This window comes from Alkalibacterium sp. 20, from assembly GCF_001885615.1.
In the GTDB taxonomy this organism is placed as follows: domain Bacteria; phylum Bacillota; class Bacilli; order Lactobacillales; family Carnobacteriaceae_A; genus Alkalibacterium.
On sequence record NZ_LSRN01000078.1, the window covers coordinates 1 to 12,630 of the forward strand.

Genomic DNA, 12,630 nt, shown 5'->3' on the forward strand with positions numbered 1-12,630 from the left:
GTATATTTAAGAACAATCATTCAAAAACGCGAAAGAGGCTGGGACTTAAGTCCCAGCCTCTTTCCACATATAATAGTTCGCTTCAGTATCTTGCCAACCTTAAAATAATAAGTCAAGCAGTCGCCTTTTAGCTCATAAATGTTCTGTCCATTTGCTTACTTTTTTCTTCAGCATCCTAGTCGAAGGATTCATTCCTTATTCTCTGCTTTTCGCTCATTTATATTTTTTCTGAAAAGCAATGAGACTGTCATATTCTTTTTCAAACAGGTGACTTAACCGATGACATATTGGCATGAGTTCTTTGTAGATGGTCACGACATCCGGATTCGGTTCAGTGATTTCTTTCATTTCCACCATGTTTTTCACTTCACTTAAATCGTCGATATCTCCCAGGGCAAAGCGTCCCAGGACAACAGCGCCCAAGCAGGCACTTTCTCCGGTTTGCGGAATATGTATTTCCTGATCAAAGACATCGGCCAACATCTGGACCCAAACTTCTGATCTCACAAAGCCGCCGGTGGCATGTACTTTCTTTGGTCGTCCGATCAGTTCTTCCAAGGCTGAGAATACGGTACACAGATTCATATTTATACCTTCCAACACGGCCCGCATCATGTGGGCTTTTTTGTGATGCATCGCTAAGCCGTAAAAAGAACCTCGAGCGTTGGCATTCCAGGAAGGCGCACGTTCACCTGATAAATACGGATGGAATATGAGCCCGTTCGATCCCGCTTGAACGGTCGCCATTTTTTCCGTCATGACGTCATACGGTTCCATGCCGCGCACTTTTGCTTCTTTTATTTCTTCCTGGCATAACTCATCTCTCAACCAGCACAATATCATGCCGCCACTGTTGACAGGTCCGCCTATGACCCAGTGATCTTCAGTTAACGCGTAACAGAAGATTCTGCCTTTTGCATCCGTCACCGGTTTATCCGTCACTGTTCGAATCGCACCGCTGGTTCCGATGGTGATGGCGACAACACCCTTGTCGATCGCATTTACGCCTAAGTTGGCCAGACACCCATCATTGGCTCCAATGACAACAGGCGTGTCGATATTTATCCTCATTGCTTGAGCATGTGTTTTATTCATTCCGGTAAACACTGCTGTTGTCGGGACCAGTTCAGATAATTCCTCACTGGTTATTTGAGCCGTTTCCAGCGCTTCTTCATCCCAATCCAAGGTATACATATTAAAGAGACCTGTCGCAGATGCAACGGAATGATCGATGACATACTTATCGAAGAGATGATAAAAGACGTATTCTTTGATACCGATAAAACGGTGAGCATGCTCAAAAATATCGGGTTTTTCTGCTTTTAACCACATGAGTTTCGTGAGCGGTGACATAGAATGAATGGGTGTCCCTGTTTTTTCATAGATCGACTGGCCGTTCATTTCCTTTAACTGAACAGCGTAAGGCTCGCTTCGCTGGTCCGCCCATATGATAGAGGCCGTTAAGGGTTTCCCGCTGTCATCCACCGCTATAAAACTGTGCATGGCTGCACTGAAAGAAATCAGCTGGATGTCGTCTTTGGATACTTTTGATTTTCCCATCAACGTTTTGATCGAAGTCATGACAGCTTTTACTATTTCATCAGGGTCTTGTTCCGAGGCCTGTGGTTCTGGATGGTACATCGGATAGTCGACTGATGCCTGACTTATATTTTCACCTTTTTTGGAAAAAAGAACAGCTTTCGTACTCGTGGTTCCAATATCTACGCCAATGGCATATTTCTTCATACTCATCCTACTTTCTCACACTTATCTTATAAATGTAGTATACCATTGTCTTCTAAAGAGCCGCAAAGAAGTCCATCTTTTACAGACAAAAAACTAGCTGCCAAAACAGCTAGTTTTATTGGTTATATTTAATTGTGGTACAGTCCAGATTATCGACTAATTTATAAAACGAGATCAATTATTGCTCTTTCTCCGAAATCTATTATCGTCTCGTTGAAGCTTTAAAGATCGCCGTCTTGAATCAGTCATTATCCCGAACCATTTATTATTCATCTTGAAGTAAAGCTAAGAATTCTCTTGTACGTTCCTCTTTCGGATCAGTTAAGATTTCCTCGGCCGGTCCTTCTTCAACGATATAGCCGTCATCCATAAAGAACGCTTTGTCAGCAATACGGCGCGCAAAGTTCATTTCATGGGTCACGATGACCATCGTCTGCCCTTCTTTCGCCAGACTTTCAATAACTTTCAATACTTCTCTAACAAGTTGAGGATCCAGGGCGGAAGTCGGTTCGTCAAACAACATGACCTCAGGATGCATCATCAAAGCACGGGCAATGGCCGCTCTCTGTTGCTGACCACCAGACAGTGCATCCGGAAACTTATCCTGATGTTCTGTCAGTCCCACTTTTTCAAGCAGGACCCTGGCTTCTTCCAAGATAACTTCCTTATCCTGTTGTTTGGCAGTCAGCGGTGCCTGAATGATATTTTCCAGTAGCGTCATATGAGGAAATAAGTGGAAGCCCTGAAAAACCATTCCAGAATACTGACGGATTTCTTTGATATCCTTTTTCGTAATTTTTTTTTCGCCAAACGACACTACTTTTTCACCAATTTTTATCGTTCCTTCATCTGGAATCTCCAGCAGATTGAGGCAGCGAAGCAGTGTTGTTTTCCCCGAACCGGAAGCTCCGACTAAACAAACGACTTCTCCTTTATGGACTTGCAGATTAATGGATTTCAATACAGGTGTATTATCAAAACTTTTTTTAAGACTTTCGATTGTAATCACACGTTTTCCTCCTTAATTAGACAAATAACGATTATATCTTATTTCTAATCGATTCTGGAAGTAGCCAATCACGATACAGACCATCCAGTAGATGAGCGCTGCCGATATATACATCGTCATGCTGTCGTAGGTTCTCCCTGCCACCAGTCGTGCGCTGTAAAGTAACTCCTGTACCGTAATGACTGATGCTAGAGACGTCCCTTTTACCACATCCATAAAAATATTAAAGGTTGGAGGTAATGCGATTCGAGTAGCTTGAGGAATAATTATTTTTCTTAACGTCTGAAAATAGTCCATCTGCAATGTCGCAGCGGCTTCCCACTGCCCTCTAGGTACGGACATTATTGCCGAGCGAACAACTTCAGCATTATAAGCCGCAAAGTTTAAACTGACCCCAACGATAGCCGCCACGATTGCATTGTTAAAATCGATTCCTATTACTGGTAATCCGTAGTAAAGGATAAAAACAAAAACCAGCAAAGGCGTTCCTCTCATAAAAGAAATGTATAATCGAGCGGGTAAGCTTAAAAGAGCATATTTTGACATACGGGCAATACCTAATACAATCCCCAGCATTAATGCAATAAACATACTGAATAAGGCAATGATCATCGTATTCTGCAGACCCTGAAGTAAAAATGGTAATGAATCTATCGCCAGTTCAAAATCAAACAAGTGCTCCCATCGAATGTCTCTAAATGTATCAAACATTGTTATATCCTTTCTAGTCATTTACTTTTTTAATAAAAAAACATACAAGAACGAGTTGATTCTTGTATGTTTCTCTTTACTATTTATTCTCCTTCAAGATTCACGATTTCTGACTCATCGACAGGTTCTGTAACGTCTGCCCCTAAGAATTCCACTGATAGCTCAGATACGACACCTTCATCATTTAATTCTTGAAGTGCTTCGCTTAAACGATCTCGTAATGATTCATTCCCTTTTAAGACGGTCATTGCACTTTCAGTCGCGTGAAATTTCACGTCTTCTGCAATTGCCAGGCGATCATCATCAAATTCGTTCAATGTATTGATTAGAACAAGGTAATCATTCAGGTAAGCATCCTGGTTTCCGTTGATGACATCTCTAAGCATGGCTTCAACCCCGCCATCATATGCTGTGCCATTTGCCCCGATATTATCTGCAAAAATCGCATAATTACTTGTCAGCGATCCAACTGCAACGTCGACACCTTCTAAATCACGAGCAGATTCAAATTTGTCCTGATCTTCTTCTCTGACAATGATTGAACCGTAAGAGAATTTATGAGGATCGACAAAGTCGAAAATTTCCAAACGTTCTTCAGTAATGGCAAAATCATGCGCTGCGACATCGATTTGTCCGTTTCTGAGTGCCGGAAGAATACCATCAAAGTCCATTGTCTCGAATTCGACTTCAAGATCCAGCTTTTCTCCGATTTCTCTCACTAATTCTACTTCAAATCCTGTGAGTTCGTTGTTCTCATCAAAGAATGTGATCGGAGCATAAGTCCCGGAAGTTCCCACAGTCAGGACGCCTTCTTCTTCTATCGTTGCCCAAGAGGTTTCTTCTTCAACGGTTTCTTCGGTTGTCTCTTCTGCTGCATCATCATTCATCTCAACGTCAGATTCTGCGTCATTTCCACAAGCGAATAATAATCCCCCCATTGAAACTAAACTAGTTAATAATAATTTTTTCTTCATCATTAAATCCCCTTTTCACTCTATATCATCTCAAATTTAACATTTTTTTAACATAAAAAAACACTGGACGCTAAAAAGGTCCGGTGTTTAATATAGCATGTTTTTAAATGATTGTCACGTAACACCCTGACTTTAAGTAAGCATTATCCAAAAATGGCTTCAACACCAAAATGGTCACTGACCACCGGGCCATTTTGACCGTCAAAGACTACGCGGTAAGAAGCGATTTCTTTTTCGCTGTCAGCAAAGATATAATCTATGCGCTTTTCTTCCGCATGATCATCCCAGCCATCGATGGCACTCGATACCGTGGCCTCTCCAATTTTTTCTGTGGCTTTCGTGAAAGCATCAGCCAGATACGGTGCTGTTTCTTTGATGTAGTCATAACCTTCCTGAGACACAGAGGCTTCATTGTTGAAGTCCCCCATGACTAAGAGCGGTGAACTTTTCGCATCCTCAACTGATTTGAGCGTCTGATCCCACTCGTGTTTAAACAATTCATCGCCTGATGCATCTTGCCACCAGGAGTAATGGCAGGAAACAATGGTCCAGTTCTCTTGTTCACCCAAGGTTGTAGCTCTCAAAAGGCGTCTCGTATAATGATGGGCATAGTCCTTACATTTTGACACGCGTAGACTCTGCGCTGCGATTGGATATTCAGAAAGAATCGCTACCCCTTCATCATAGGTATCATACCCAATATGGTTGGCTGTCCAGCTCCAGAAATAAGGCAGTCCTTTAGCCCGTAGCCCTTCAACGATAAGTAGGGCAAAGTTATCTGCTTTTATCTCCACGTCAGGATGGTCTCCAGTTGGTCTGACAAAGGTCGGATCGTTTACTGCTAGAGCATCCATCGATTGATTGATCTCCTGTAGCGCTATAAAGCTATATTCATTCACAACGATCCAGTCAATGAGTTGCTCGATTTTTTCTAAAGGATCTTCTTCCATCCACGCATGCGTGTTAAGTGTTAAGACTTTCATCTGTTAGTCTCCTTAAGATCTATTATTTAACGTTCCCAATGCTGTCTGCTGCTTTTACGTCATCAACAGCTGTTAACTCAAAGGCTTGATTCTCTTTCAAATTGGTAAAGACCACCATGATCGAGGTATCTTTATGGGCTTGTTCCACCTTGCTTCGGTACATATTGGCAAGAGGCTGTCCTGCTTTGATGATTTGGTCTTCTTCGACCAGTACGTCAAAGGCTGCGCCTTTCAAGTCTACCGTATCAATGCCCATATGAACCAGCACTTCTATGCCTTCAGCCGTTTCCAGACCGATTGCATGCTTCGTAGGGAAGATACTTCTGACCGTTCCGGAAACAGGTGAAACGACTTCATTATCTGAAGGGACGACCGCAAAGCCATCGCCCATCATTTTTTGAGAAAAGACCTTGTCATTGACTTCCGTGATAGGTAACACTTGACCATCAGCTACAGAATAAATGGTTTGACTAGTTGCTTTATTTGTTTCAGTTAAGTTGGTCGCAGTCGTATTTGTTTTTGAAGGTCCTTGATCAGTGAGTGACGATGCGGGAATGGGTGCACCGGAATCCAGCACATCTATAATATCCGATTTCAAGACATCAGCTTTTGGTCCGTAAATCGCTTGAACGCCTGTATCTTTATGAACGAGTCCCATAGCTCCCGCTTTTTTCCAGTTCGCTTCGCTGCCCACTTTATTGGTGTCTTTAACCGTCACACGCAGTCGTGTCATGCACGCATCCACGTCCGAAATGTTGTCTTTTCCACCAAGTAAATGAATGACATCATACACTTGCTGAGAGGCGTCCACTTTATCACCTGAAGGTTCGTCCTGACCGTTGCCTTCATAATTTCCTTTTCGACCAGGTGTCGCATATTTGAAGCGTTTGATCAAGTAGTCGGCGATGAAATACATCACTACAGCGAACAAAATGGTGACCCAAATGTAGTTAAACAAGTCCCAACCTAATCCGGCGCTAAATGCTAAAGGTGTCCGTGATAAGAGTTCGATATTACCAAAGGCATGGATACGTAGCGGCAAAATATCTGCCATCGCAAAAGCTAACCCCTGAACGATTGCATACACACCATAAAGCGGCATCGCTGCAAACATAAACATGAATTCCAGAGGTTCCGTTACCCCGGTTAAGAAGACTGCCAATGCAGCAGAAATGTACATGGATTTGTAGGATTTACGTTTATCTTCGTCTACATTTTTATACATCGCATAAGCCAGACCCATCAACGTTCCGGATGAACCGATCATTTGTCCGACTTTAAATCGTGCAGGGACAAAGTTTTCCATAGCGAATTGATATGTGCTCGTGTCACCGGCATGATCCAGATTCACTAAGTCTCTTGCCCATGCCAGCCATAAAGGATCCTGACCAAAGACAAATGAGCCTTGTTGAGCCCCACTTAGGATCTCATAGGTCCCACCCAACGGTGTGTAATTAATTGGAATAGTTAACATGTGATGCAGACCAAACGGCAGGAGCAAACGCTCGAGTGTTCCGAATAAAAACGGAGCTAATATTGGTGCTGTATCTTGTGATTCAGCAATCCAGACACCAAAACTGTTGATTCCGCCTTGAATGACCGGCCAGACGAAAGCTAAAACAATTGCAGCGATCAGTGACCATAAAATGACCACAAAGGGCACAAATCGTTTCCCGTTAAAGAAAGACAGGGCGTCCGGTAACTTTCTAAATTTATAGTATTTATTGAAAGCCATGGCTCCCATAAATCCGGCAATGATACCGACGAAGACACCCATATTTAAAGCAGGCGCTTCCAAGACACTAATAAAGTAACCATTTACAGGGATTTCTGTTCCAAGCAACGTCTGCGTAACAGCCGCTTCATCACCCAGCATATCTTGGGTGACTCCGAAAATAGCCCCGGAGATACGGTTGATTAGAATGAAACTGATTCCGGCTGCAAAGGCACCGCCCGCTCTATCTTTCGCCCAGCTTCCACCAATGGCTAGAGCAAACAGGATGTGAAGATTTCCGATGATCGCCCAACCAATGCTTTCAATGACGCTTCCCACAGCGATTAAAGCCTGCAGATCAGGATTGATCAGCGGAATAGACCCACCGATACTGATCATCAAACCTGCAGCAGGCATAACTGCGATAACCCCCATCAAGGATTTACCAAATTTCTGCCAGAATTCAAAATTCATTATTTTTTTCATCATTATTCTCCTCTAATCAACAATTATTTTATTCATTCAATATATAATAATTCGGATCGCGCCATACTTTTTGTTTCGCCACTCTATAGACGCGCGCTTCGTATGGTCGCAGTGTCATGGTCGCGTTTGATTCATCTCTGACACTGTAATTACTCAGTTTCATTTCTCCCAGTTCCAATTCTTCTGACAAATCAAATTCTGTTGTCTGATTGAAGAGATTGACCATAACCGCATATTTAACGTTATCGTAGGATCTCATATAGGCATAAACGTGTTCATGCTCTTTTGCAATGAGTTCATAACGACCATAAATCAGCGTTGGTGTCGTCTGACGCATCTTAATCATTTTTTTATAGTGATAATAAATGGAATCCGGATCATTTAAAGACTGTTCAACATTGATATCCGGATAGTTCGGATTGACACCAAACCAGGGGGTTCCCGTTGTGAAACCAGCTTCGGGTTCGTTGGACCACTGCATCGGTGTACGTGAATTGTCACGTCCGTTTTTCCATATATAAGCCATGATCTCCTCATGCGATTTTCCGTTATCGGTTTCAATTTCATACATATTCTTCATGCCCACGTCATCATAGTCTTCAATAGCCTCGAACTGAACATTGGTCATACCGATTTCCTGACCTTGGTAGATAAACGGCGTGCCCTGCATGAAGAAGTAGAAGGTTGCCAGTGCTTTAGCTGATGTCTTTCTTAAGTCCCCATCATTTCCCCAGGTTGAAACGGAACGAGCCTGATCATGATTTTCAATAAACAGCGCATTCCATCCACGACCGTCCAAGCCTTTCTGCCAGCGGGTCATGACCGCTTTGAGTTCGTGAATATCCAAGCCATCGCCGTTCGCTCCCCATAGACTTAAATGCTCGAATTGGAAAATCATATTGAAATAACCATTATCTTCGCCTACCCATTTATCCGCATCTCGAATCGTCACACCGTTCGCTTCGCCTACAGTCATCACGTCGTACTTGTTCAGTGTGCGCTCAGCGAATTCAGAGAGAAACAAATCGATTCCTGACTGATTCATATGACCATCAAAAGACGGAACATATTTTTTGTTCAAGGGGTTCGGCATATTAGGAAAACCGCTTTTCTTTTTGATATGTGAAATCGCATCTACACGAAAGCCATCGATTCCTTTGTCCAGCCACCAGTTCACCATTTCATATAACTTCTCGCGGACATCTGGATTATCCCAGTTCAAGTCCGGTTGTTTTTTAGAGAAAACGTGCATATAGTACTCATTCGATTGTTCATCATATTCCCAAACAGAACCTCCAAAAATCGATTCCCAGTTATTGATCTCTGAACCATCCGGCATACCTGGATGCCAGATATAATAATCTCTATACGGATTATCTTTAGAAGAACGCGCTTCAATGAACCATTCATGTTCATCCGACGTATGGTTGATAACGAGATCCATAATAATCCGCATGCCACGTTTATGGGTTTCTTCCAGTAACTCGTCAAAATCATTCATCGTACCGAATTCCTGCATGATCACGTGATAATCACTGATATCGTATCCGTTATCATCATTCGGCGACTGATAAATGGGGCTGACCCAAATGACATCAATACCCAGCTCTTTGAGATAATCGAGTTTTTGAATGATACCTCTTAGATCACCAATACCGTCTCCGTCGGAATCATTAAAACTGCGCGGATAAATTTGATATGCGACAGCTTTTTTCCACCATTGTTTTTTCATTTTGTCTGTATACACTCCTATGTAACCGTTAATATTTTTCTCGAACTAAATCGCACTTGTCTAGACAATCTTTATTCTTTAGCAACATCCTTTATCTTATAGTCTCACTTCAATTGTTTCAATACTTATCGAATTGTTATCGGTATCATTATTTTGGAGGTGAAGAAAACATAGAAAAAGCTTCTGCTGTATCAGCAAGAGCTTTCCATGTTAAATTTTCTTGAAATCTATTAATATTCTTAAAAAATAGGTAAAAAAACGACCAGGTATCATAGTTCGAACCCAATCGCTTATCGGCCCCGAGTAGCTGATATTACGTACTATAACCTTTACTCAGGATCTGAATCACTCGTATGTTGTTGTCAGCCGTCATAACTCATACTCAGACATTGAATACCTCGCGAGCTGTCAACCTGACCTTTTACAGTCGTCACTCCGGCTTATAATTTTCGGGATGTAGATTCTATCAATATACAAAATCATACTATTTATAAGAGATTACTTTGGAGATTCAGCTCACTTTTTTGTTTGTTTATAAAAAAAGCTCCTGCTGAAATAGCAGAAGCTTTTCTTTATTATACCCATTACCTTGAATGTGTTTCTTCTTCATCGTTAGATTCTTCTGTCATATCTCTGTCAGTCAGTACGACCACTGAAGCAGTCAATGGTGCCAGCGTAATACTGTCTACAGTAATTGAAACGCCTTTTGGACTTGCAATTACTTGTGTTCCGGCAGACTGACCGTCCACTATAACGAAACCTTCAGTCAAATCAGTTTCTAAAGTCAAAATACGTTCGCTGTCATCTGCGTTGACAAAGACATGATAGATATCTCCGTTTGAATCTTCTGCACGGTACCCGATGATCAAATCATGTTCATCGATTTCTGGTGCCTCTATCCGGGAAACCATTTCTGCAATTTCTTCCATTGTTCCTTTACGAAAAGCATCGGTACTTTTTCTCAACTTAACCAAGCCTGTTGTGTATGACTGGGTCAAGGTATTGATAGGATAGTCTTTTTTATTCGTGGCTTTATTCCAATCGAACTGATTGACAGCATCCGTTGAATACACTGAATCATGTATAAAGTAAGGGTACACGAATGGTTTTCCTTCTTTATCTGTTATAAAAATTGAACGGTCAGGTGTTTTTGAATCCGGAACACGTTCAGTAAAACGAGCATCTCTGAATTGCTTTGTGCGTCCAAACTCCTGCCCGGCATGAAGGAATGGAATCCCTTGAGCGGTCAGCACCATCAGATTTCCCAAGCGAATCCGCCTGTGTATTTCTTCCTGGTGGTATTCAGGATCTTTCTGGATAGACTGTGCGATAACATCATGCAGGGTAAGGTTGTCATGAGCCCCAATGTAAGGGACCACATCACCTGGATCCGTTGCTGTGAAGTTATGCGGGTTGGCTGTCAGATTATCATAAATACGCTGAATAGAACGTGGGCCTCCAGTGATGAAGCACGGTTCTCCTTCATTTTGAAATCCAGATTTAAGCTCATTGCGGAAGTCATCAGAAAACGACGCCACCCCGTCAGTATGCTGCATCCAGTCTTGATCGGCAGGCATGACGTCTTCAGAGTCTTCATCCCCTATAAATGTGCGCCATCCTTCACCAATCATTAAAATGTTGGGATTCAATTTTTGAGCTTCGTCTAAAGCGGTTTGAATGCTTTCAGCGTCATGGTCGCCCATCATGTCGAACCGGAAGCCATCCACTTTATATTCTTTCGTCCAGTTAACGATCGAGTCTACAAGTATACGACGCGACATAGCATGAGTCGTACCCAATCGCCCTCCGCCAAAACTTTCTCTAGCTTTACCGTCTTTATCCATAAAGTGGTAATAATTCGGTTCCAGATCCTCGAATATATGCAGACGGGCAGTATGATTGTAAACAACATCTAAGATGACGCCCATTCCAGATTGATGGATGGCATCGACTAAGTGTTTGAATTCTTCAATACGTTTTTCAGGATCTTGTGGATCTTCAGAGTACATTCCGGTCAATGCAAAGTAGCTCTGCGGATCGTAACCCCAATTATAATTCGTATCATTAGAAGCATAGTGCAGCATGCGCTCATCGTTTTTAAATTCATTGATAAAGTAAAAACTCATGACCGGCAGCAGCTGAACGTGGGTTACGCCTAAACTTTTGATATAGTCCAGTTTTTCGATAAAGGCACTGAATGTCCCGAACCGGCTTGCCAGTTGATCGTCGATTGACGGATCAGAAGTAAAATCTCTGACATGAATTTCATAAATAACCGCATCTTCACGTTTTTCGTATCCCTCGATCTCGGCATAATCCAGCTCTGGTCCGATTGTTTCCGGACTCACGATAGCAGCTTTGGCTATCTGATTATCCGGATCGGTACTGTCCCAGGCAGCCAATGAACGCGCGTACGGGTCGAGTGCCAACACTGCTTTGCCTTCCCTTTCGATTTCATAATGATAAAAATACCCTCTCGTATCGACTAGTCCACTGTTTTCTTTATTTAAGAGAACTTCCCATACACCAGAACCAATCGCCCTCATTCTTATGTCATCTTTGACTACACACGTTTGATCAGCTTTATCGTACAAGATGACACGAACAGCCTCTGCGCTGGGTGACCAGACTCTCAGCGTAGCGGTTCCGTCTTCATGGACATCTGCTCCTAATTCTCCCTCATAAGCATAATGGCTGTCCTTCAGCCTCCAACCCATGTAGGCTAAAACTTCATTGTCTTCTAAACGAACGGTAAATGGCGCATTATCCATATTGAAGGTGCTCTTTAAGATCACGCTTTTTTTATCATTGTTTATCGATATGGATTCAATGACCAATACTTCTCCATGACCACTTCTTACTTCCAAACTGGTTCTTATATCTTCTTTTTTTAAAAGTTTAGCAGAGTTGAAGAAGACTTTTATCTGATTTTCCGAAATGATTTCTGCACCTATTATGCTGTTGTTCGTTTGATGTGGGTAAGTATAAATAATATCGTCTCCTTTAAGCTCAGTATCTGAGTGTCCTTGGTCAAAATGACAGCCTCAAGAACTATACCTTTTACTGGTCAGTTTTTTTCAGCTATAAACAACGCACTCTCCTTGCGTGCATTATGCACAGACAAAGAGAGTGCCAGTTGCTTATTATCCTTTCATTGCACCTGAACTCAAGTCTGAGATAAGGTGTTTCTGAAGTTTCAAGCATACCGGTTTGCAAGAAGGATCGCTATTAGAACAGCGCCTATTGCAAATCGATTGGAATCATTTAAGAACTGT

General features: G+C 42.2%; 8 protein-coding genes. All 8 read right to left on the reverse strand.

Translation table 11 applies throughout. From position 1 onward, the window contains the following. Window positions 1-213 precede the first annotated feature (213 nt). Entirely contained in the window at window positions 214-1,752 is a 1,539-nt protein-coding gene (gene gntK / locus AX762_RS11060) for a gluconokinase (protein ID WP_177244097.1), read from the reverse strand. A gap of 259 nt (window positions 1,753-2,011) precedes the next feature. Then, entirely contained in the window at window positions 2,012-2,755 is a 744-nt protein-coding gene (locus AX762_RS11065) for an amino acid ABC transporter ATP-binding protein (RefSeq protein WP_071849192.1), read from the reverse strand. Between the two features lie 12 nt (window positions 2,756-2,767). Continuing rightward, window positions 2,768-3,466: an amino acid ABC transporter permease gene (locus tag AX762_RS11070; protein WP_071849193.1), complete on the reverse strand. Its 699-nt coding sequence runs from the start codon at window positions 3,464-3,466 to the stop codon at window positions 2,768-2,770. Between the two features lie 83 nt (window positions 3,467-3,549). Beyond that, window positions 3,550-4,443, reverse strand: coding sequence for a transporter substrate-binding domain-containing protein (locus tag AX762_RS11075; protein WP_218162509.1), 894 nt, complete (start codon window positions 4,441-4,443; stop codon window positions 3,550-3,552). Window positions 4,444-4,583: 140 nt separating this feature from the next. Then, on the reverse strand, window positions 4,584-5,423 hold the full coding sequence (locus AX762_RS11080) for an endonuclease/exonuclease/phosphatase family protein (protein WP_071849195.1): 840 nt from the start codon (window positions 5,421-5,423) through the stop codon (window positions 4,584-4,586). Between the two features lie 22 nt (window positions 5,424-5,445). Beyond that, window positions 5,446-7,623, reverse strand: coding sequence for a PTS transporter subunit IIBC (locus tag AX762_RS11085; protein WP_071849196.1), 2,178 nt, complete (start codon window positions 7,621-7,623; stop codon window positions 5,446-5,448). 28 nt (window positions 7,624-7,651) lie between these two features. Then, a complete protein-coding gene (locus AX762_RS11090; RefSeq protein WP_071849197.1) occupies window positions 7,652-9,355 on the reverse strand; it encodes an alpha-glucosidase in 1,704 nt (567 codons plus the stop codon). 584 nt (window positions 9,356-9,939) lie between these two features. Beyond that, window positions 9,940-12,348: a pullulanase gene (locus tag AX762_RS11095; RefSeq protein ID WP_083432947.1), complete on the reverse strand. Its 2,409-nt coding sequence runs from the start codon at window positions 12,346-12,348 to the stop codon at window positions 9,940-9,942. Window positions 12,349-12,630 lie beyond the last annotated feature (282 nt).

What these genes read in the sequence shown, in the direction of transcription:
- gntK (WP_177244097.1), bottom strand. Translation starts at nt 1,752, where the DNA reads ATGAGTATGAAGAAATATGCCATTGGCGTAGATATTGGAACCACGAGT.
- AX762_RS11070 (WP_071849193.1), bottom strand. Translation starts at nt 3,466, where the DNA reads ATGTTTGATACATTTAGAGACATTCGATGGGAGCACTTGTTTGATTTT.
- AX762_RS11075 (WP_218162509.1), bottom strand. Translation starts at nt 4,443, where the DNA reads ATGATGAAGAAAAAATTATTATTAACTAGTTTAGTTTCAATGGGGGGA.
- AX762_RS11080 (WP_071849195.1), bottom strand. Translation starts at nt 5,423, where the DNA reads ATGAAAGTCTTAACACTTAACACGCATGCGTGGATGGAAGAAGATCCT.
- AX762_RS11085 (WP_071849196.1), bottom strand. Translation starts at nt 7,623, where the DNA reads ATGAAAAAAATAATGAATTTTGAATTCTGGCAGAAATTTGGTAAATCC.
- AX762_RS11090 (WP_071849197.1), bottom strand. Translation starts at nt 9,355, where the DNA reads ATGAAAAAACAATGGTGGAAAAAAGCTGTCGCATATCAAATTTATCCG.